The 20,993-nt window shown below is 71.5% G+C and carries 15 protein-coding genes; 10 read left to right on the top strand and 5 right to left on the bottom strand.

The window, feature by feature from the left end; translation table 11 throughout:
• Positions 1-41 precede the first annotated feature (41 nt).
• From ACFZA2_RS13125 to ACFZA2_RS13085, 9 genes are all read left to right on the top strand, one after another.
• Positions 42-1,364 (top strand): M20/M25/M40 family metallo-hydrolase, encoded by a 1,323-nt coding sequence (locus tag ACFZA2_RS13125; protein WP_391405551.1) that lies wholly within the window; start codon positions 42-44, stop codon positions 1,362-1,364.
• Between the two features lie 241 nt (positions 1,365-1,605).
• Complete coding sequence (locus ACFZA2_RS13120) at positions 1,606-2,631, top strand: LacI family DNA-binding transcriptional regulator (RefSeq protein ID WP_391405548.1); 1,026 nt, start codon at positions 1,606-1,608, stop codon at positions 2,629-2,631.
• A gap of 350 nt (positions 2,632-2,981) precedes the next feature.
• Positions 2,982-4,085: a multiple monosaccharide ABC transporter substrate-binding protein gene (gene chvE / locus ACFZA2_RS13115; RefSeq protein ID WP_315995258.1), complete on the top strand. Its 1,104-nt coding sequence runs from the start codon at positions 2,982-2,984 to the stop codon at positions 4,083-4,085.
• Between the two features lie 156 nt (positions 4,086-4,241).
• Complete coding sequence (gene mmsA / locus ACFZA2_RS13110) at positions 4,242-5,768, top strand: multiple monosaccharide ABC transporter ATP-binding protein (RefSeq protein WP_315995257.1); 1,527 nt, start codon at positions 4,242-4,244, stop codon at positions 5,766-5,768.
• Positions 5,755-7,032: a multiple monosaccharide ABC transporter permease gene (gene mmsB, locus ACFZA2_RS13105; protein WP_315994672.1), complete on the top strand. Its 1,278-nt coding sequence runs from the start codon at positions 5,755-5,757 to the stop codon at positions 7,030-7,032. Before mmsA ends, mmsB begins: the two co-directional genes overlap by 14 nt.
• A 71-nt stretch (positions 7,033-7,103) precedes the next feature.
• Positions 7,104-8,321: a substrate-binding domain-containing protein gene (locus ACFZA2_RS13100; RefSeq protein WP_391405544.1), complete on the top strand. Its 1,218-nt coding sequence runs from the start codon at positions 7,104-7,106 to the stop codon at positions 8,319-8,321.
• A gap of 81 nt (positions 8,322-8,402) precedes the next feature.
• Entirely contained in the window at positions 8,403-9,725 is a 1,323-nt protein-coding gene (locus ACFZA2_RS13095) for a sensor histidine kinase (protein WP_391405542.1), read from the top strand.
• Complete coding sequence (locus tag ACFZA2_RS13090) at positions 9,713-10,378, top strand: LuxR C-terminal-related transcriptional regulator (RefSeq protein ID WP_391405539.1); 666 nt, start codon at positions 9,713-9,715, stop codon at positions 10,376-10,378. Before ACFZA2_RS13095 ends, ACFZA2_RS13090 begins: the two co-directional genes overlap by 13 nt.
• Entirely contained in the window at positions 10,375-11,196 is an 822-nt protein-coding gene (locus tag ACFZA2_RS13085; protein WP_391405536.1) for a GIN domain-containing protein, read from the top strand. The genes ACFZA2_RS13090 and ACFZA2_RS13085 overlap by 4 nt, the downstream gene beginning before the upstream one ends.
• A gap of 27 nt (positions 11,197-11,223) precedes the next feature.
• Here ACFZA2_RS13085 and ACFZA2_RS13080 read toward each other — a convergent pair whose 3' ends face one another.
• Positions 11,224-12,117, bottom strand: a complete 894-nt coding sequence (locus tag ACFZA2_RS13080; RefSeq protein WP_391405533.1) for an EamA family transporter — start codon at positions 12,115-12,117, stop codon at positions 11,224-11,226.
• Between the two features lie 40 nt (positions 12,118-12,157).
• Between ACFZA2_RS13080 and ACFZA2_RS13075 the strand changes: the two genes are divergently transcribed.
• Positions 12,158-12,652: a MarR family winged helix-turn-helix transcriptional regulator gene (locus ACFZA2_RS13075; RefSeq protein ID WP_391405530.1), complete on the top strand. Its 495-nt coding sequence runs from the start codon at positions 12,158-12,160 to the stop codon at positions 12,650-12,652.
• Between the two features lie 62 nt (positions 12,653-12,714).
• Here the strand turns inward: ACFZA2_RS13075 and ACFZA2_RS13070 are convergent, their stop codons facing one another.
• From ACFZA2_RS13070 to ACFZA2_RS13055, 4 genes are all read right to left on the bottom strand, one after another.
• Positions 12,715-16,971 carry a DUF3418 domain-containing protein gene (locus ACFZA2_RS13070; protein WP_391405527.1) on the bottom strand — a complete coding sequence of 1,419 codons (4,257 nt, stop codon included), beginning with the start codon at positions 16,969-16,971 and terminating at the stop codon, positions 12,715-12,717.
• 97 nt (positions 16,972-17,068) lie between these two features.
• Complete coding sequence (locus ACFZA2_RS13065; RefSeq protein WP_391405524.1) at positions 17,069-18,229, bottom strand: glycoside hydrolase family 3 N-terminal domain-containing protein; 1,161 nt, start codon at positions 18,227-18,229, stop codon at positions 17,069-17,071.
• 85 nt (positions 18,230-18,314) lie between these two features.
• Positions 18,315-19,574: an LCP family protein gene (locus tag ACFZA2_RS13060; protein ID WP_315994663.1), complete on the bottom strand. Its 1,260-nt coding sequence runs from the start codon at positions 19,572-19,574 to the stop codon at positions 18,315-18,317.
• Between the two features lie 213 nt (positions 19,575-19,787).
• Positions 19,788-20,960 carry an ABC transporter substrate-binding protein gene (locus ACFZA2_RS13055; RefSeq protein WP_391405519.1) on the bottom strand — a complete coding sequence of 391 codons (1,173 nt, stop codon included), beginning with the start codon at positions 20,958-20,960 and terminating at the stop codon, positions 19,788-19,790.
• Positions 20,961-20,993: the final 33 nt, after the last annotated feature.

Here is a 20,993-nt window from a genome sequence, read left to right as displayed (position 1 = left end):
CGGCCCCGCACGCGCAGGGGGACGGCCCCTAGGCTCGTCGCATGACGCCCGTCGAGCGCTTCCGTGAGCTGCTGTCCATCCCCACGGTCTCCCGACCCGATCCGGCCGAGGTCGACGACGACGCGTTCGTGCTCTTCCGCGACACGCTCGAGCGCCTCTACCCCCTCACGCATGCGCACCTCGAGCGCGAGGTCGTCGCCGGTCATTCGTTGCTGTACCGCTGGCCGGGCGCCTCGACCGAGGCGCCGCTGCTGCTCCTCGCGCACCAGGACGTCGTCCCGATCGAGGGGCAATCCTGGCGCCACGACCCCTTCGCCGCCGATATCGAAGGCGAGGGGCCGGATGCCACGATCCACGCCCGCGGCGCGATCGACGACAAGGGGGCGCTCGTCGCCGTCTTCGAAGCGGTCGAGGAGGCGCTCGCCGAGGGCGTCGTCCCGCGGGCCGACGTCTGGCTCGCGTTCGGTCACGACGAGGAGACCCGGGGGACCGGGGCCCGTGCGATGGCGCGGCTCCTCGCGGAGCGGGGCGTGCGACCGGCGCTGGTGCTCGACGAGGGTGGAGCGGTCGTCGACGGCGCGGTTCCCGGGGTCGCGGCGCCGACGGCGATGATCGGGGTCGCCGAGCGCGGGGTCGCCACCTTCGACCTCGTCACCCGCGAGGCGGGCGGACACGCGTCGACGCCGCCGCCGATACCGGCCACGGCGCGGCTGGCGCGGGCGATCGACCGCCTGCGGCGCCACCCGTTCCCCCGGCGTCTCGCCCCTCCCGTGCACGCGATGCTCGCCACCGCCGCCGCCCACGTCGCGGAGCCGTTGGCCTCGGCGTTCCGACGCCCGCGGCTGGCGGCACCCGTGCTCACCGTCGTGCTGTCGGCGCTCGGTCCCGAGACCAACGCCCTCGTGCGCACGACCGCCGTGGTCACCCGCTTGGAGGGATCGCCGGGCGAGAACGTCCTGGCCACCACCGCGCGGGCGAGCGTCAACGTGCGGCTGCTCACCGGCGACACGCTCGCGGACGCGGCGATCCATCTGCGGCGCGCGGTGCGCGACCCCCTCGTCGACATCGAGCTGCGCCACGGAGACGATCCGTCGCCGGTCTCGCCCTGGCGGGGGGAGGCGTGGCGGCGGCTGTCTCGGACCGTGACCGAGACCCTCGGCGACGACGTCGTCCCTCTGCCGTACCTGCAGCTGGGGGCGAGCGACAGCCGCTTCTACACGGGACTGACGGATGCCGTGTACCGCTTCGCCCCGTTCCACCTCACCCGCTCCGAGCGCGACGCCCTGCACGCGCCCGACGAGCGCATCCGTGTCGACGTGTGGCTGCGCGGCATCCGGTTCTACGGCGCCCTGCTGCGTTCCTGAGCGCACTCGTGCCGGCCCGCGTGCGCGGGGTGTCGCCGAGCGGGGCGCCTCGCGCCGCCGACCGCGCGAGACGGCATCCGGCTGACATCGGGGCGGCAGCCGGCGGCGGTTTCGTCGGCGACGGGAGTCTGCGGGGAGTGGTCGGAGCGGGGAGAACGGGCCGGGAACGGGGAATCGCGCCGCGTCGGCTATCCTCGTGTGACCGGTCACGCAACGCGCGCGACCCGCAATGAGGCGGCTGATGAGCGACACCGACATCCCGGAGACCACGGGGCGCGCCCCGAGCATCCGCGATGTCGCGCGGCTCGCCGGGGTGTCGTACCAGACCGTCTCGCGGGTCATCAACAACAGTTCCGCGCTGCGCCCCGAGACCGCCGCCAAGGTGCGTTCCGCCATCGCCGAGCTGAAGTTCGTGCCGAACCAGGCGGCCCGCGCGCTGGCGACCAGCCGGTCGAAGCTCATCGGCGTGCTGGGTCCGCGCACGCCCACGCACGGCGTCGCCTCGATGGTCCAGGCGATCGAGTCGGCCGCCCGCGCTGCGGGCTATCGGCTCACGATCACCAATCTCGCCACCAGTGCCCCCGACGACGTGCGGTCTTCCATCGACCACCTCATGCAGCAGTCGATCGAGGGGCTGATCGCCGTCGCGCCGCAGACACGGGTGGTCCCGATCCTCGACGAGCTGAAGCTCCCGGTTCCGGTGCAGATCGTCGCGTCCACCGGCACCGCGACATCCCACAACGATCAGACGGCCGGTGCCCGCGCCGCCGTGCGCCACCTCATCGAGCTGGGGCACACCCGCATCCTGCACATCGCCGGACCCCGCGACTGGGTCGAGGCCGATCACCGCATGCGCGGCTACCTCGCCGAGATGGATGCCAACGATCTCTCGCCCCGTCCGCCGGTGCTGGGCGACTGGACCGCGCAGTTCGGTTTCGAGGCCGGGCTGGAGCTGTTGCGCACCGAGGACGCCACCGCGGTGTTCGCGGGTAACGACCATATGGCGCTCGGGTTCATGCATGCCGTTCGGGCCATAGGTCGCTCCGTCCCCGAGGACATCTCGGTCGTCGGGTTCGACGACGTGCCCGAATCCGCTCACCTCTGGCCCCCGTTGACGACCGTCCGGCAGGACTTCGTCGGGATCGGGACCCGCGCGATGACCGACCTCCTCGCCGCTCTGGGCGAGGTGGCGGGTGAAGATACGTCGTCGGACCCCGCCCAGTTGCGCCTCATCGTGCGCTCCTCCACCGCACCGCCTTCCCGCTGAACGCGCCCGCGTCGCGCGTGCGGCCCTGGCATCGAATCGTCACGTTTCGGCAACGGCTGGTCGGTGAGCGCACCGGGACTTGACAGCTTCCTTCGGCGGCGGGGTAGCATCTCACACACGATGTGAACGGTCACATGACCGGTCGCACAGGCCGACGGGACTCGCTGCGGAGCGGATCCGTCGAGACGAAGAGGTTTCGAACGATGCGGGTGACCGCCTCGCCGAACGGCTTCGTTTCGCCCCGCCGACCTCTGCGCCCGGCCGGTGCGTCGCTCGCTGAAGCGGTGGGCTCCATGGGGAGAGACCGCGCCACATACCCAACGGAGGGAACCAGAGTGAAGAAGCACAGCATGCTCAAGGCGGTCGCGGGAGCGGGCGTCCTCGCGCTCGGCATCGGCCTCGCCGGTTGCGCGGGAGACCGCACCGGCGCCGGCAGCGGCGACTCGCAGGAGGCCGGCGGCACCATCGGCGTCGCCATGCCCACGCAGCAGTCGGAGCGGTGGATCGCCGACGGCAACAACGTCAAGTCGCAGCTCGAGGAGCTCGGCTACCAGGTCGACCTGCAGTACGCCAACGACGACATCCCCACGCAGGTCTCGCAGATCGAGAACATGATCACCACGGGCGCCAAGGCCCTGATCATCGCCTCGATCGACGGCACCACGCTGACCGACGTGCTGCAGCAGGCCAAGGACGCGAACATCCCCGTCATCGCGTACGACCGCCTCATCAACGGCACCGAGAACGTCGACTACTACACGACGTTCGACAACTACAAGGTCGGCGTGCAGCAGGCCACCTCGCTCCTCACGGGCCTGGGCGTCCTCGACGCGTCGGGCAAGGAGACGGGCGCCGCCGGTCCCTTCAACGTCGAGCTGTTCGCCGGTAGCCCCGACGACAACAACGCCACGTTCTTCTGGAAGGGTGCCATCGACACCCTGCAGCCGTACCTGGACAAGGGCACGCTCGTCGTCCCCTCCGGCCAGACCGAGTTCGGCCAGGCGGCCATCCTCCGCTGGCTGCCCGAGACGGCGCAGAAGCGCATGGAGAACATCCTCACCGTCATCGGCGGCACCAAGCTCAACGGCGTGCTCTCGCCCTACGACGGCCTGTCGATCGGCATCATCTCGGCCCTCACCTCGGGCGGCTACTCGGCCTCCGACCTGCCCGTCATCACGGGTCAGGACGCCGAGGTCGGCTCGATCAAGTCGATCATCGCGGGTGAGCAGTACTCGACGATCTTCAAGGACACGCGCGAGCTCGCCAAGCAGGCCGTGACCATGGTCGACGACATCCGCAAGGGCACCGAGCCCGAGGTCAACGACACCGAGACCTACGACAACGGCGAGAAGGTCGTCCCGTCGTACCTGCTCGAGTCGACGATCGTCACGAAGGACAACTACAAGGAGATCCTGGTCGACAGCGGCTACTACTCCGAGTCCGACCTGGGCTGATCCCCCGGGGGACCCCGGTCTCCCACCCCGCCTCCGCCGCGGCCCCATCGGGTCGCGGCGGAGGCTCCCGCGGGTCCGCCTCCGGCGCCCGCCCCACCATCCCGACCGGCCACGAGCCGGTTCTGCAAGGAGGACCTCGTGAGCACCATCCTCGAGATGCGCTCGATCACCAAGGAGTTCCCCGGCGTCATCGCGCTCGCCGACGTGTCGTTGACCGTCGAGCGCGGGACCGTCCACGCCATCTGCGGCGAGAACGGCGCCGGCAAGTCGACCCTCATGAAGGTGCTCAGCGGTGTGTATCCCGCGGGCGACTACCGCGGGGAGATCGTCTTCGACGGCCAGACCGTGGAGTTCAAGGACATCCGCGACAGCGAAGCGGCCGGCATCGTCATCATCCACCAGGAGCTCGCGCTGAGCCCCTACCTCTCGATCGCCGAGAACATCTTCCTCGGCAACGAGATCACCCACCGTGGTCTCATCGACTGGGATGCCACCAACCGCGAGGCCTCGAAGCTCCTCGCGCGCGTGGGACTCGGCGACAGCCCCGACGTGCCGGTGAACGAGATCGGCGTCGGCAAGCAGCAGCTCGTCGAGATCGCCAAGGCGCTGTCGAAGGACGTCAAGCTCCTCATCCTCGACGAGCCGACCGCGGCCCTGAACGACGACGATTCCGAGCACCTGCTCGATCTGATCCGCCATCTCCGCGGCCAGGGCATCACCTGCATCATCATCAGCCACAAGCTCAACGAGATCCGCGCGATCGCCGACGAGGTGACCATCATCCGCGACGGCCGCACGATCGAGACGCTCGACGTCGCGACCGGCGGCACCAGCGAAGACCGCATCATCCGCGGCATGGTCGGCCGTGAGCTGGAGAACCGGTACCCCGACCGCGACGTGGAGATCGGCGAAGAGGTCCTGCGAATCGAGGACTGGAACGTCAGCCACCCCACGGATGCCACCCGTACCGTCATCCACCAGGCGAACCTCAACGTGCGCGCCGGCGAGGTCGTCGGCATCGCGGGTCTCATGGGCGCCGGTCGCACGGAGCTCGCGATGAGCGTCTTCGGCAAGAGCTTCGGCTCGCGGATCTCCGGCAGTGTCTACATCCGCGGGCAGAAGGCCGACACCTCGACCGTCCCCGCGGCGATCCGCAGCGGTCTGGCCTACGTGACCGAGGATCGCAAGGGCGCCGGGCTCAACCTCATCGACACGATCAAGCGCAACATCTCGCTCGCCGGGATGCGCAAGCTTGTGAAGGGCGGCTGGGTCGACGGCGACGAGGAGTACCTGGTCGCCAACCGCTACCGCAAGTCGATGAACATCAAGGCGCCCAGCGTCGACGTGGTCGTGGGCAAGCTCTCCGGCGGCAACCAGCAGAAGGTCGTGCTGTCGCAGTGGCTGTTCTCCGACCCCGAGGTGCTCATCCTCGACGAGCCCACCCGTGGCATCGACGTCGGTGCCAAGTACGAGATCTACACGATCATCAACTCCCTCGCGGCACAGGGCAAGGGGGTGCTCGTCATCTCCTCGGAGCTGCCCGAGCTCCTCGGCATCTGCGACCGCATCTACACCCTCAGCGAAGGCCACATCACCGGCCAGCTGCCCATCGAAGAGGCCACACCGGAGGCCCTCATGGTGCTCATGACGAAGGAAAAGGAAGCCGACCATGTCAGCGCTTGACAACACGGTGACCCCGCAGGGTCCCTCCACGCCGAAGGGCCCCGTCGGCGGTGGCGCCGGTAACGGCAGTGGCAGCGGTGCCGGCGGCATCGTGCAGTTCTTCACCTCGCGCCTGCGCGAGATCGGCATCTTCATCGCGCTGATCGTCATCGTGCTGCTGTTCCAGGCCCTCACCGGCGGGCGCCTGCTCACCGCGGGCAACGTGTCGAACATCATCGTCCAGAACAGCTACATCCTGATCCTCGCGATCGGCATGGTGATGATCATCATCGCCGGCCACATCGACCTCTCGGTCGGATCGGTCGCGGCCTTCGTCGGCGCCGTCTCGGGCGTGCTGATCGTGCAGTGGGGCCTGCCCTGGTGGCTCGGCATCCTGCTCTCCCTCGTGCTGGGCGCGGTGGTCGGCATGTGGCAGGGCTTCTGGGTGGCCTACATCGGCATCCCGGCCTTCATCGTGACCCTGGCGGGCATGCTCCTGTTCCGAGGCCTCACGCAGATGACGCTCGGCAACACGCAGATCACCCCCTTCCCGACCGAGTACCGCCAGCTCGGCGGCGGCTACCTGTTCCCCGACCTCTTCCCGGCGACCAGCTCGCCGGCCGAGTGGATCACCGTCGCCCTGGGCGTGCTCACCCTCGTGCTCTTCGTCGCGTCGCAGGTGCGTCAGCGCGCCAAGCGCGCAGCCCTCGAGCTGCAGAACGAGCCCACCGCGGCGTTCCTGGTGAAGGTCATCGGTGGTGGCGCCCTGATCGCGTACCTCACCTACCTGCTGGGTGTCGCGCCCGGATCGCGCGGCACGCCCATCGTGCTCGTCGTGCTGGCGCTGCTCATCATCGGGTACTCGACCGTCATGAGCCGCAGCGTCTTCGGTCGCCACATCTACGCGATCGGCGGCAACCGCACCGCGGCCAAGCTGTCGGGCATCAACACCCGTCGCGTCGACTTCCTGCTCTTCGTGAACATGGGAGTGCTCGCGGCCCTCGCCGGCATCGTCTTCACGGGCCGCCTGAACTCGGCCGGCCCCGGCGCCGGAAACCTCTTCGAGCTGGACGCCATCGCGGCATCCTTCATCGGTGGTGCCGCCGTGCAGGGTGGCGTCGGCCGCGTCGTCGGCGCGATCGCCGGTGGTCTGGTCATGGGTGTGCTGAACAATGGCATGTCGCTCATGGGCATCTCGACCGACGTGCAGCAGTTCATCAAGGGTCTCGTGCTGCTGCTGGCCGTGGCCTTCGACGTGTGGAACAAGAACCGCACCCGCGGTTGAGTCCCGCTCTCTCTGCAACGCCCCGTCGCCTCGTGCGGCGGGGCGTTGTCGCGTGGGGGAGGATGGATCGGATGACACCTTCGCGCGCGCTCCGTGCGGCCGCGGCCCTGGTCGCCGTGACCGTGGCTCTCGCCGCGTGCTCCCCGGCGCCGGCCACCGCCCCCGGCTCGAACGACGGCGCGGGCGTCATCGGGGTGTCGCTGCCGACGACGGCCGACGCGCTGTGGAGTCGCGGCGGCGACGCGCTCAACCGCGAACTCTCCGCGCGCGGGTACCGCGTCGACCTGCAGTTCGCTGCCTCCGACGCTCGCACGCAGGCCGCCCAGGTGCAGAACATGCTCACGAAGAGCGTGGATGCCGTGGTCGTCGCGCCCCTGGCATCCGGAGACCTGTCCGCGTCGATCGCCGCCGCCGACGAGGCGGGGGTGCCGGTCGTCGCGTTCGGGCGGTCGCTCGACGGACTCGACGTGGGGGGAGCGGTCGCCTTCGACGCCGCCGCCCTCGGGCGCGCACAGGCGGAGGCGCTTCTCGCCGATCTCGCCGACGCGCCGCGCACCGCGACGGCGTCGTCGAGCCCGAGCCCGGCAGCCACGCCCGGATCGCCGGGCACCGAGACCGCCGAGCCCGAGGCGGTCGCGCCCGAGACCGCCGAGGCCGAGACGGCCCGGGTCGCTGTGCTGAGCGGCGCGGATTCCGACGCCTGGGAGGTCGAGCGTTACGCCGCCGCCCTCGCCGCCCTGCAGCCGGCCGTCGCGGACGGCCGCATCGAGATCGTGTCGGGTGCGACCCCCGAGGCCGCCGCCGTCGGCGGTCGGACCGCGCAGGCGCAGGCCGACGCGGCGGAGAAGCGCGTGCGCGAGCTCCGGGCGGGTGACCCCGGCGACGTGCCCACGACCGTGCTCGCGCTCGGCGACGCGGTGACCCGGGGTGTGGTGACCGCGCTCACGACCGAGGCTCCCGAGGCCGAAGGCGAGACCGCCACGCCGACGCCCTCCCCGGAGGCGACGGACCGCGGCGACGGCGATGCCGAGCCCGCCCCCGCACCGCTCGTGGTCGGATCGGGAGCCGACGCGCCGACCGTGCGCGCGTTGCGCGACGGCGACCTCGACGCCACCGTGTTCGCCGATCCGCGGGCGCTCGTGTCGGCGACCGCCGACGCCGTCGAGGCGTTGATCGCCGACCGCGACGCGCCCGACGAGGCCGGTGACGAGGTGGCGCCGAGCATCCTGCGCGCCGACGACGTGGAAGAGCTGATCGCCTCGGGGTGGATCTCCGCCGACGAGCTGTGACCGCGTGATTCGGGATAACCCGAACGCGCGCGGGGGCTGACCGGGCGGTGCCCGCGCCGACCGCGCCCTAGCGTGGAACGCATGACCACGGCATCCGTCCTCCCGCCCCCTCCGCCGGTTCCCGGCGGGCCCGTCGAGACCGCCCCGCCGACGGGCGGTGTGCCGGAGCGGGTGCGTGTCGCCTCGCCCGGGCGCGTCGCCGCCGCCGTCGCGCACCTGGCCGCGCTGGGCGTGATCGGGCCGGCCGTCTTCACGGGGCTGTTCAGCATGCTGGGCTCGGGCGTCGGGCTGCTCGCGGCGCTTCTCGTGGGCGTCGTCGTGCTGGTCGTCTTCGTCTACGCGCTCTTCGCCGTCGCCTGGTTCGAACGTGCGCGCGTCGACGGGCTCTACGATCTCGGTCTCGCGCCGCTGCGGCCGCGCCGCAGCGCCAAGCCGGGCTTCGTCGGGGTGCTGCACTCGATCTGGTTGCAGGCGATCGACCCGCTGCAGTGGCGCGCGGTGGCCTCGTTCTCGATCGCGACGGTGATGGGACTCGTGACGGTGACCGCCCTCGCCGGACTCGCGTGGGGCCTCGCCCTCGCCGTCAGCCCGATCTTCGGCTGGTCGAACACGCGCTTCCTCGATCTGATCCCGCTGAGCGGCGCGGGTGTTCCCCTCGTGGGGGTCATCGCCGTCATCGTCGGGGTGGCGGCCGCCATCGGCCTCGCGATCCTGCACGGCGTGATCGTGCGCGCGATCTTCGTCCCCTCCCGCGAGGCGCAGCTCGTCGAGCAGGCGCGCACGTCCGACACCCGTCGGGCCGGAGCGGTCCGCGCGGCCGAGGTCGAGCGCACGCGCATCGAACGCGACCTGCACGACGGGGTCCAGCCGCGGCTCGTGTCGATCGGCATGACCCTCGGACTCGCGCAGACCAAGATCGACGACGACCCCGAGGCGGCCAAGGCCCTCGTCGCCGAGGCGCACGCCTCGACCAAGTCGGCCATCACGGAACTCCGGCAGCTCGCCCGCGGCATCCACGCCTCGGTGCTCGAGGATCGGGGCCTGGATGCCGCCCTCTCGGCGCTCGCGTCGCGCTCGCACATCCCGGTGACCCTCGACGTGCGCCTGCCCCGCCGCTGCGGGCGGGCGGCCGAGGAGGCCGTGTACTTCGCCATCGCGGAGACCCTCACCAACGCCGCCAAACACTCCCGTGCCGCCGCCTGCCGTGTCGACGTGCGGGTGCGCGATGACGGGTCGCTGTGGGCACGTGTCGAGGACGACGGTCTGGGCGGGGCGCGCATCGTGCCCGGCGGCGGCCTGGACGGGATCGTCAATCGCGTCACGGCGGCGGGCGGCACGGCCCGCATCGACAGCCCCCAGGGCGGCCCGACGACGGTGGAGGTGAACGTCCCGTGCGCATCCTGATCTGCGAGGACTCCGTCCTCCTGCGCGAGGGCCTGGTGCGCCTGCTCGCCGACGACGGCCACGAGGTGGTCGCGGCCCTGCCCGACGCGGACGGCCTGGACGCTGCCGTCGCGGAGACGGCGCCGCAGCTGTGCATCCTCGACGTGCGGCTGCCGCCGACCTGGACCGACGAGGGCATCCGTGCCGCGATCGCGCTGAGGTCACGGCATCCGGGGCTCCCGGTGCTCGTGCTGTCGCAGTACGTCGAGGAGCGCTACGCGAGCGACCTGATCGCCGACGGGCAGGGCGCGTTGGGCTATCTGCTCAAGGACCGTGTGGCCGACGTCGCCGACTTCCTCGCCGCCGTCGCCTCCATCGCCGACGGTGCCACCGTGCTGGATCCCGAGGTCGTCGCGCAGCTGCTCACACGGCGTCGCCGCGACGAGCGACTGCAGAGCCTCACCGACCGCGAGCGAGCCGTCCTGGGCCTGATCGCCGAGGGGCGCTCGAACCAGGCGATCGCCGGGGCGCTGTTCGTCAGCGAGGCGAGCGTCGAGAAGTACATCACCGCCATCTTCACGAAGCTCGGCCTGGAGCAGGACGAGACCGGCAACCGCCGCGTCATCGCCGCTCTCGTGCACCTGGGCCACGACCACACCGGAGCGACCTCATGACCATCGACACACCTCCCGCCGCCCCCGCGCCGCCCCGACGTCGCGTCGCCGCCTTCGCGGTGTCGATCGTCACGATCGTGGTCGGCGCGTGCGTCGCCCTCGGCACGGTCGCCGGAACCGCCGCCTCGGCCGTCGTCGTGCTGCGCGACGCCGACCGCGGATCGGTCCGCATCGACGGCGCCGAGCAGGCGGTGGGGTCGCTCGACATCGACGTCACCGGGGGAGCCCTGACGATCGCCTACGGCGACGTCGACAGCGCACGGCTGGACGCCGCGACCGGTCGTGCGGGCTGGACCTTCGAACGCCGCGGAGACGCGCTGCGCGTCGCCTCGCCGAACCGGTCGTTCGTCGACTGGGGCGCGGGATCGTCCGCCACGATCACCCTTCCGCGCCAGTGGGCGGGGACGGGACTCGGTGTCGAGGCGCAGGTCAGCGGTGGCGCTCTCGACCTCCAGGGCGACTACGGCACGGTCTCGGTCCGCGTCGCCGGCGGGACCACCTCGCTGAACGGCGCGGCGGGGGAGCTCGAGCTGGACATATCGGGGGGATCGGCCTCGGTGCAGCTGCGCGACGTCGGCACCGCCGCGTTCGAGGTGGCCGGGGGAGAGGTGACGGCGCACCTGCGCGGATCCACCCCGATCCGCACGGATGTGCAGCTCACGGCCGGGTCCGTGGACCTGCGTCTGCCCGACGACGAGTACCGCGTGAGCATCGACGACGGTCTGGGGCAGGTCGACAACGGTCTGCGGCAGAGCCCCACAGCCACCGCCGAGGTCGACGTCACGGCGACGATGGGCGAGGTGCGCCTGCGCTCGTGACCATCCGCTCCCCGCGCGCACCCGTGCTCATCCCTTCGGGGAGGGCACGGGTCCGCGCGGGGAACGCCGCGAACTCCGCCGCCGCGTGTGGGTGGCGGCGATGGCGGCGAGAACCGCGGCGATGCCGATGAGCTGGGGACCGGTGAGGGTCTCCCCGCCCACGAGGACGCCCAGGAGCACCCCGGTCACCGGGTTCAGCAGTCCGATGAGGCCCACCGTTCCGGCCGGAAGGTGCCGCAGACCCGTGAACCAGCAGACGAACGCCAGGGCGGTGGCCACGACCGCGATCCCGGCATAGGCGGCGACCCCCGCGGCATCCACTCGAGGCGGCGGGCCCTCTCCGACGGCGGCGACGACGACGAGCACGAGTCCTCCGGCGGTGAGCTGCCACGCGGTCGTGGCGAGCAGCGGCGTCTCGTCACGCCAGCGGGTGGTGAGGATCGCCCCGGATGACGACGCCAGCAGGGCGAGCAGGGAGACGATGACGCCGACGGGGGAAATCGCTCCGGTGCTCCCGCCCACCACGAGCAGCACGCCGGCGATGCCGACGGCCGAGGCCAGGGCCCACCGCACCGTCGGCCGCTGCCCGAGCAGGGGCCACGCGATCCCCGCGAGGGCGAGGGGAGCGAGCGCCATGACCGAGGCGGCGATCGACGACGGCAGCAGGTGTGCGGACACGTACACGAGCACGAAGAACGCCGCGAAGTTCAGCAGCCCCAGCACGAGCGCCTTCGCCCACCACGACCCGCGAGGGCGGCGTCGGGCGAGAGCCCACAGCACCAGCCCGGCCGGCAGGGCGCGCAGCGCCGCGCCCCACAGTGGAGCGTCGGCCGGCAGCGCGTGCCGCGTCACGACGTAGGTGGCGCCCCACGCGATCGGGGCGACGGCGGTGACGGCGACGGTGCGCCACGTAGCTTCCATGGAAGACATAATAGCTTCCGCGGAAGATACGATGGATGCCATGACCACGCCCGACCGCGTCGACGCCATCGCCGCCCAGTGGCGCGCCCAGCGTCCCGACCTCGATGTCTCCCCCCTGCAGGTGATCGGACGCCTGCATCGACTGGCCGACCACCTGCGCGAGGAACTGGTCGCGGAGTACCGTCGCCACGGCCTGGGTGAGGGCGAGTTCGACATCCTCGCCGCGCTGCGGCGTGCGGGGGAGCCGTTCGCGGCCGCCCCCGGCGAGCTCGCGCGGCACACGATGGTCACCACGGGCGCCGTCACCAAACGCGTCGACCGCCTCGTGGCATCCGGTCTCGTCGTGCGCGACGCCGACGTGGACGACGGACGAGGACGCGTCATCCGCCTCACCACGGCGGGGCGACGCGTGATCGATGAGGCCTTCGCGGCCCACGTGGCGAACGAGGAACGCCTGCTCGCGGGCCTCACCCCGCCTCAGCGGCGGACGCTCGAGGGCCTCCTGCGGGAGTGGGGCGCGTCGCTCGGCGTGTGACGCCGCGCGAGTCGCCGAAAACTGTCGCTAAGAAGGGTCCGTAAGCGACAGATCTTTGCGACTCACGCGCCCTTCAGCGCCTTCGTGATGCGCTGGGGCGACACCGGCTCGGCCGTGCCGAGGCGTTGGGTGAACAGGCTCACGCGCAGCTCCTCCAGCAGCCACCGCGTCTGCATGAGGTTCGCGGGAGCATCGGCGGGCAGGGGGATGACACCGCCCGCCTCGGCGAACGCGGTCGCGGAGCGCTCGTACTCGGTCTGCCGCTGGCGGTCGCGACCGGGGTTGTCCGACAGGGTCTTCACACGTTCCAGCGCCCCCGCCAGGTAGCGCGGGTAGTGCTGCAGCCGATGCAGGCCCGTGCGCGAGAGGAAGCCCGGGAAGAGCAGCCCCGCCACCTGACCCCGCACGTCGTTCAGCGCGCCCAACAGCGTGATCGAGGCGGCATCCTTCATCGCCCGCTCCACCTCGCGCTGCGCGAGCAGGATCTTCGCGGCGAGCGACACCGTCTGGAACGTGCGCTCGACCGAGACGGCGGAGAACGCATCCCGCACGCGCTCGAACTCGGCCTTCGTGCGGACGACACCGGCCGGCGCCTCGCGCAGGAGCACGTCGTCGGCGAGGGCGACGCGGGCGTCCTCGATCAGCGCCTTCGCATTCTGGTACGGGGATGCCGCGAGGGCGAGCTTCTCGTTCGCGGTGAGGTGGTCGAGGACGTACGTGGCGGGGGAGGCCACGGCCAGCAGCATCAGGCGTCGGATGCCGGCGCGCGTGTGCCGCGCGGCATCCTCGGGCGTCGCCTCGACGCGCAGCGTGACGCTGTCGCCCTCGTCCACGAGGGCCGGGTAGCCGCGGACGACGCCGCCGGCGACGGGCGTGTCGACGACCTCGGTGAGCTCGTCGAGGTCCCACGTCGTGAGCTTCGTGCGCGCGGCGAACGCGGGGGAGGCCTCGGCGACCTTTGCGGCTCTCTGCACCGGTCGGGCGATCGTCGACTCGACGCTTGAGCGCGCGCGGTCGGCGAGGCGGCGCTGCAGCGCGCCGAGGTCGCGGTCGCTGCCGATCGCCCGCCCGCGCGCATCGACCGCGCGGAACGACGGGAGCAGGTGCGCCGGAACGCGCTCGAGCTCGAAGTCGGCCGCGCTCACGCGTTGGTTGGCCACGCGCTGCACCTGGGCGGCGAGCGCGTCGACCAGCGTCGTCTTCGGCAGACCGTCCGTGTGCTCGGGGCCCTTCTCGGCCAGCTCGGCGGAGAACTTCTCAGCCCAGTCGGCGGCGGGCACGACGTTGCGGCGGATCGTCTTCGGCAGGGCTCGCAGCAGCGCGGTCACGAGCTCGTCGCGCATGCCCGGCACCTGCCAGTCGAACCCGTCGGGGCGCAGCTGAGCCAGCAGCGGCAGCGGCACGACGACCGTCACGCCGTCGTCGGGGGCACCGGGCTCGAAGCGGTACGCGAGGTTGAGGGTCTGGTCTCCCTGGCACCATCGCGCGGGGAAGGCGCGGTCATCTCCCTGCGCCCGGTCGCCGGTGAGGTCGGACTCGCGCAGGTCGAGCAGGTGGGGCGTGCGGGTGACGGCATCCTTCCACCACGTCTCGAACGAGCGCACGTCGGTGACGTCGGCGGGGATGCGCGCGTTGTAGAACGCGAAGACCGCCTCGTCGCCGATGAGGATGTCGCGGCGGCGCTCGCGCTCCTCGATCTTCTCCAGCAGGCGGCGCTGCTCGACGTTGCGGCGCAGGAACGCCGTGAGGCGCTTGTCGAGCACCGACGGGTCCCACTCGCCCTCCACGAGCGCGTGGCGCACGAACATCTCGCGGGCGAGAGGGCGATCGAAGCGCGCGAGCTGCACCCGGCGACGGCCGACGAGCTCGACCCCGAAGAGGGTGACCTTCTCGTAGGCGGCGGCGGAGCCGGCATCCTTCGACCAGTGCGGCTCGCTCAGCGAGCGCTTCACGAGGTCGGGGGCGAGTTCCTCTGCCCACGCCGGGTCGACGGCGGCGACCGTGCGGGCGAACAGGCGCGAGGTCTCGACGAGCTCGGCGGCCATCACGGCCGAGGGACGCTTCTTCTTCAGCCCGGAGCCGGGGAAGATCGCGAACCGGGCGCCGCGGGCCCCGATGTACTCGCCCTTGACGGGGCGTGCGTCGCCGGGCGCCTTGCGGTCCTTCGCCTGGGCCATCGTGCGGGGATCCAGGATGCCGAGGTGCGACAGCAGCCCGGACAGGATCGCGCGGTGGATCGCGTCGCCGGCGGCGTGTCCCTCGGGGGCGCTGTCTGTCGACCCTCGTCCCACTTGTGGCGGTGCATGTCCCGAATTGTGCTGCTTCGTGCGCCCCGCACCCGCCATAAGTGGGACATGGTTCTTCGCGCCGCGCGCAGAAGCGCCGCGCCCGTCGTCGCCGGAGCCGGGGCGCTCGCCCGAGCCTCCCAGGGAGCGCAGCTGCCGGTGCACGTCGACCCACTCGCGCACGCGCACGTAGTTGAGGTGCTCGCTGCGGCAGAGGCGCCGGAACGCGCTCGAGCCGAGCTCGGCCTGCTTCTCCTGCAGGTACTCCCACAGGTTCAGCAGCGACAGGAAATCGCTGGTCGGGTCGGTAAACCGCGCGTGGAACCGGTCAGCCTCTTCGCGGCGGTCCTCGGGGCGCTCGCGCACGTCCTGGATGGACATGCCGGAGACGATCGCGAGCACCTCGCTCGACACGTCGTTGCGGCGCGCTTCGATGAGCATGCGGGCGAAGCGCGGGTCGATCGGCAGGCGCGCGATCTCGCGGCCGATCTCGGTGAGGCGGGGGCCGCGATCGTCTCCCCGCCCACCCCGCCGGCGCGAGGGGTCGCCGTCGCCGCGGGGATCGCGGCGTTCCGAACCCGGCGCCGGCAGCTTCACCGCGCCGAGCTCGACGAGCAGGTCGAACGCCGCCTTCACGCCGCGCGAATCCGGCGGGGTCAGGAACGGGAACGCCTGGATGTCGCCGAACCCGAGCGACAGCATCTGCAGGATGACGGATGCCAGCGACGTGCGCAGGATCTCGGGCTCGGTGTACTCCGGACGGCGGAGGAAGTCGTCTTCGGAGTAGAGGCGGATCGCGACACCGGGCGACGTACGGCCGGCGCGGCCGGACCGCTGCTGTGCGGACGCCTGTGAGACGGCCTCGATCGGCAGGCGCTGGATCTTCGAGCGGTTGCTGTAGCGCGAGATGCGCGCGGTGCCGGTGTCGACGACGTACCGGATGCCGGGGACCGTGAGACTCGTCTCGGCGACGTTCGTGGCGAGGATGACGCGGCGGCGCACACCCGCGACGGTGGAGCGCTCGAACACGCGGTGCTGTTCGGCGGCGGAGAGGCGGCCGTACAGGGGGAGCACCTCGGTGGGCGCGGCGTCCTTCTGATATGCCCCGCGGATGGCATCCGCCGCATCGCGGATCTCGGCCTCACCGGGGAAGAACACGAGCACGTCGCCCGCGGGCTCCCGGTCGAGCTCACGGAGGGCCGCGACGACGGCTCCGACCTCGTCGACGTCGTCGTCGGTACGCCCGGGCTTCGCGGGTGACCCCGCCTTGCCGGCGGCCCCGGACTTCGTGGCGGGCCGTGCAGAACTCCGGAGATTCGAGGGGGCGGGTGACGGGCGGCCGCGAGATGATGGGGTGTCGTCGCCGTCGGCATCCGTAATCTCCGGAGTTGAGCCCGCGTCGTCCGCCCCGTCGAGCGGCCGGTACCGGATCTCGACCGGATAGGTGCGGCCCGAGACCTCGATGACCGGCGCCGGCACCGGCTCGCCACCCGCGGCGGCGGGGGCGGCGGCGAAGTGCCGCGCGAAGCTCTCGGGGTCGATCGTCGCGGAGGTGACGATGACCTTGAGGTCGGGGCGCTTCGGCAGGATGCGGCGGAGGTAGCCGAGCAGGAAGTCGATGTTGAGGGAGCGCTCGTGCGCCTCGTCGACGATGATCGTGTCGTAGCGGCGGAGGAGCCGGTCGCGGTGGATCTCGTTGAGCAGGATGCCGTCGGTCACCAGCGCCACGCGCGTGTCGGCCGACACCTTGTCGGTGAAGCGCACCTTGTAGCCGACGGTGGAACCGAGGGGGACCTGCATCTCCTCGGCGATGCGCTCGGCGATCGTGCGCGCGGCGATGCGGCGGGGCTGGGTGTGCGCGATCGAGGTGCGCCCGAGCTCGAGGCAGATCTTGGGCAGCTGCGTGGTCTTCCCGGAGCCGGTCGCCCCGGCGACGATCACGACCTGGTGGTCGCGGATGGCGCGCGCGATCTCGTCCCGGGCCGCGCTGACGGGCAGCTCGGGCGGGTAGACGATGACGGGTTCGACAGACACAGCCTTCCAGCGTATCGCCCGCAGCGCGCGTGAGTCGCCAGGATCTGTCGCTCCGCCGGTGTCGGAGGCGACGAATCGTGGCGACTCGCGCGAGAACTCAGGGCATCGCGGCCTTCTGAGCCAGGATGCGGCGGGCTGCGGCGTCCACCTTCGCGGCGAAGGCGGGGTCGGACTCGGCGCGCGACAGCACGGCCTGATGCATCTCGGGGTACACCGACGGGTCGGCCGAGACGAGCAGCAGGTCGACGCCGGCGTCGACCGCCAGCGTCGCCCGATCGGCGGGCGACCAGGGCTGCACCTGACGCGCGGCCGAGAGGTCGTCGACCGTGACCACGCCGTCGAACCCCACGCGGTCGCGCAGCACGCCCACCACCGCGGGGGAGAAGGCGGCGGGGGCCGAGGGGTCGATCTGCGCGGAGATCGCCGTCGAGAGCATGACGACGGCGGGCCCCTGCGGCAGCACCGTGGAGTACACGCCCACGTCGGGTCCGTCGGCGGTGACCGTGTCGTCCGTCACGCCCGTGGAGTAGTCGGTGTTGTCGTCGACGTGTCCGAGGCCCGGGAAATGCTTGAACGTCGGCAGCACCCCGCCGTCTCGCATCCCGGCGGCGAACGCACCCGCCTTCGCGGCGACTGTCGCCTCGTCGTAGCCGTACTCGCGGGCCAGCTCGCCGATCGGGGGATTGGATGCCGCGAACTCCGCGCTCGTGACGATGTCGGCGACCGGCGCGAGGTTCATGTTCACCCCCGCGGCGGCGAGCTGCGTCCCCCACGTCGCAGCGCTCGCACGCAGGGCGGCGTCATCGGACTGCGCCTGATCGAGCGCCGACGGGATGTCGTCGTATCCCGGACCCGACAGCACCTGCACCGTCCCGCCTTCCTGGTCGGTGGCGACCCACAGCGGCGGTCGGCCCGCGGGCACCGTCGAGGTGAATCCGCTCACGAGGTTCGCGATCGCCTCCGTGCCGGCATCCGATCGTCCGTGCAGGAAGATCCCACCGACGTGATCGTCCCGCACGGCCGTGACCGTCGTCGCATCGGCACCGTCGACCGAAGTGCCCACCATGAACAGCTGCCCGACCTTGTCGGCCAGGCTCATGCCGTCCAGGGGATCGGGCGTGCGCGTGGGACTGGGCGTCGGGGTGGGGGTGGGAGTGGCGGATGCCGTCGGGGTCGACGGGGCGGCCGCGGGCGCGCACCCGGCGAGGGCGAGCGCTGCGGTCACGACGACGAGCGAGAAGCGGGCGGAGGTCTTCACCCCTCGATGCTGTCCCATCGACCTGAATGTCCGGTCTCCGTGCGTGGGGGCGTGCGCCCGTCGGACGGCGACGTCGTGGTCGGGATCAGCCGTTGCCGGCCGAGCAGGTCGCCTGGTCCGCCTTCGTGCCGTTGATGTTCTGGGGCAGATCGACCACGCCCGGGGCGGCGCTCGCGTCGGGCGAGGCGGTGGCATCGGTGGCATCCGGAGCGGGGGTCTCCTCGGCCGGCGCGGTGGGCTCCTCGGTGGGAGCCGACGGGTCGGCGACCACGCCGCGACCGGCTTCGCCGGTGATCGTGAGGGGCGCGTTGGCGGCGAGGGCCTCGAACAGCACCTGGGCCGAGGCCTCGTCGGGCGCGACGCGGTTGCTGTCGTACGGGTCGTCGACGACGGGGTACTGCACGAAGGTGATATCCGAGAACGGCACGTCCTTGAGCGTGTACGCCAGCTGCGCGATGCGGACGGGGTCGGCGAGGCTCTCGCTCGGCTGGATGTTGTTGACGGCCGTGTTCGCCAGACCGATGAGGGTGCCCGGGTTCGACAGCACCTCGTCGCTGCGGAGCTTGTTGACCAGGCGCGACATGTACTGCTGCTGGTTGCCGATGCGGGCGAGGTCACTGCCGTCGCCGATGCCCTTGCGCGTGCGCAGGAAGGCGAGGGCGTCGAAACCCTTGACCGTGCGGGGGCCGGCTTCCCATTGGATGCCGGCATCCGGGTCGTCGATCCCTTCGCCGCCGATGCACACCTCGATGCCGCCGATCGCGTCGGTGATGTTCACGACGTTGCCGAAGCTGACCTTCGCGGCGAAGGGGATGCTCTGCCCGGTGAGGTTCGAGATGGTGTCGGCGACGCACGACAGACCGCCGTCTTCGAACGCGGTGTTGATCGAGGCGCGGTCGGTGCCGCCGAAGACGGCGCCGTCGTCGTTGGTGCACTCCGGGATCGCGACCTGCAGGTCGCGCGGGAACGACACCACGGTGGCGCGCCGCGGGTTCGCCGAGACGTACAGCAGCATGTTGACGTCGTTGCGCGCGCCGTCGTTCTCGGGGTCGGTGCAGCGCGGGCCGAACGCCGCGGCCACGACGTCGTCGCACTCGTCGGTGCCGACCACCAGCACCGCGAAGGGCTCGTTGTACTCGCTGAGGGCGGGGGGCTCGGCCGGGGCGTCCTTCAACGGAACGGAGGCCTCCTGCAGGCGGCTCGTCAGCGACCAGGCGTAGAAGCCTCCCACCGCCACCCCGGCGACGACGATCACGGCCACGGCGATCGCGAGCAGGGTGAGCCCGCGGCGGAGCCCGGACTCGGGCCGGCGGCGCGCGTGCTTCGGGGCGGGGCTGGCGTGCATGGGGTCAGTCAACCACGCGGAAGCCGGCTCGTCCCGGTGCCGGGCCGCGCACCGGCTGCCCGAGCGGCGCGGTGGTCACCTTCGGCGGAGCCGGGAGCAGCGAGCAAACGCCCGGCTCGATTCCGCCGACCGCGCACGAAGGAGACGACGCGCAGACACGACGACGGGGCGGCCGGATGACCCGACCGCCCCGCCTCATCGTTTCCGTGCGTCTTACTGCCCGCCCTCGGTGAGTGTCACGTCGATCGGCGTGTAGTCCCCGTCGACGGTGACACCCTCGTCCTCCAGGGCGCTGAGGGCGGCTTCGATGTACTCGTTGGAGTACGCGGATGCCGCCGGCTCCGCCGTGATGAGGTTCAGCCCGTCCTGGTTGACCGCCTTGAGAGCGCCATCGACGGTCTTCTTCCAGGCGTCGGCGTCGATCATGCCGAAGTCGCCGCCGGTCCAGATGAGCTTGTTCACCTCGTTCATCTGCCACAGCTGGTGCGTGGGGCCGACGGGGAAGGCGTCGACGCCCGGAGCCGTCGCCGCGGTGTACGTGATGTCCGCAGCTTCGGTGGGGTTGTCGCGCGCGAAGACCCAGCCCTTGATCACGGCCTTGAGGAAGCGCGTCGCGGCATCGGCGTACGCCGGGTCGTCGGCCAGGCGCGTCGTGTCGGCCCAGATGGCGTCCTGCAGCATCGCTCCCGCGGTGTCCTCGTACGAGATCACGTCGATGTCGTCCATCGTGTAGAGCTTCCCCGTGGCGGGGTTCACCGTCTCGAGCAGCTGCGCGAGCTCGTTGTAGGTCATCGCTTGCGCGGCATCCACGTCTTTGTCGAGGAGGGCGTTCATCGAGAAGTCCTGCGTCGTGATCTGCACGGTCGAGGCATCCAGGCCCTTGTCGGCCATGGCCGCGAAGATCTCCCACTCGTTTCCGAAGCCCCACGAGCCGATCCGCTTGCCCTCGAAGTCGTCGACGCTCGTGATGCCCGAGCCCTTCCACGACACCTGGGTGGTGCCCGACTTCTGGAACACCTGCGCGATGTCGGTCAGCTCGACGCCCTGATTCTCGAGCGTCCCGAGAACCTTGGGTACCCACGCGACGGCGAAATCGACGTCGCCGGCGACGAGCGCGTCCTGCGGGACGATGTCGCCGCCGGAGGGCAGCACCTCGACGTCGTCGAAGCCCTCCTCCTGGAAGAAGCCCTTGTCGAGGGCGACGTAATAGCCGGCGAACTGCGCCTGCGGCAGCCACTGGAGCTGCAGCTTCACCGAGGTGAGGGGGGTGAAGTCGGCGTCGGATGCCGCGGGCGCCGAGCCGCCGCCGGAGCAGGCGGAGAGGGCGAGGGCGGCGATGCCGACCCCGGCGATCGCGCCGAGGGCGCGTCGGGTGCTGTGTCTCATGTGGGGTCCTTTTCGAATCGGTGGAGCGCGTGT

This window comes from Microbacterium sp. NPDC007973, from assembly GCF_042958465.1.
In the GTDB taxonomy this organism is placed as follows: domain Bacteria; phylum Actinomycetota; class Actinomycetes; order Actinomycetales; family Microbacteriaceae; genus Microbacterium; species Microbacterium galbum.
The sequence above is the reverse complement of the archived record's forward strand: the minus strand, read 5'-3'. Positions and strand labels throughout refer to the sequence as shown.

Excerpts from the sequence above, each read along its gene's own strand:
- ACFZA2_RS13075 (WP_391405530.1), top strand. The coding sequence starts at position 12,158 with ATGACCACGCCCGACCGCGTCGACGCCATCGCCGCCCAGTGGCGCGCC.
- ACFZA2_RS13095 (WP_391405542.1), top strand. The coding sequence starts at position 8,403 with ATGACCACGGCATCCGTCCTCCCGCCCCCTCCGCCGGTTCCCGGCGGG.
- ACFZA2_RS13055 (WP_391405519.1), bottom strand. The coding sequence starts at position 20,960 with ATGAGACACAGCACCCGACGCGCCCTCGGCGCGATCGCCGGGGTCGGC.
- ACFZA2_RS13085 (WP_391405536.1), top strand. The coding sequence starts at position 10,375 with ATGACCATCGACACACCTCCCGCCGCCCCCGCGCCGCCCCGACGTCGC.
- ACFZA2_RS13060 (WP_315994663.1), bottom strand. The coding sequence starts at position 19,574 with ATGCACGCCAGCCCCGCCCCGAAGCACGCGCGCCGCCGGCCCGAGTCC.
- mmsB (WP_315994672.1), top strand. The coding sequence starts at position 5,755 with ATGTCAGCGCTTGACAACACGGTGACCCCGCAGGGTCCCTCCACGCCG.
- ACFZA2_RS13100 (WP_391405544.1), top strand. The coding sequence starts at position 7,104 with ATGACACCTTCGCGCGCGCTCCGTGCGGCCGCGGCCCTGGTCGCCGTG.
- ACFZA2_RS13120 (WP_391405548.1), top strand. The coding sequence starts at position 1,606 with ATGAGCGACACCGACATCCCGGAGACCACGGGGCGCGCCCCGAGCATC.
- ACFZA2_RS13080 (WP_391405533.1), bottom strand. The coding sequence starts at position 12,117 with ATGGAAGCTACGTGGCGCACCGTCGCCGTCACCGCCGTCGCCCCGATC.
- mmsA (WP_315995257.1), top strand. The coding sequence starts at position 4,242 with ATGCGCTCGATCACCAAGGAGTTCCCCGGCGTCATCGCGCTCGCCGAC.
- chvE (WP_315995258.1), top strand. The coding sequence starts at position 2,982 with ATGCTCAAGGCGGTCGCGGGAGCGGGCGTCCTCGCGCTCGGCATCGGC.
- ACFZA2_RS13125 (WP_391405551.1), top strand. The coding sequence starts at position 42 with ATGACGCCCGTCGAGCGCTTCCGTGAGCTGCTGTCCATCCCCACGGTC.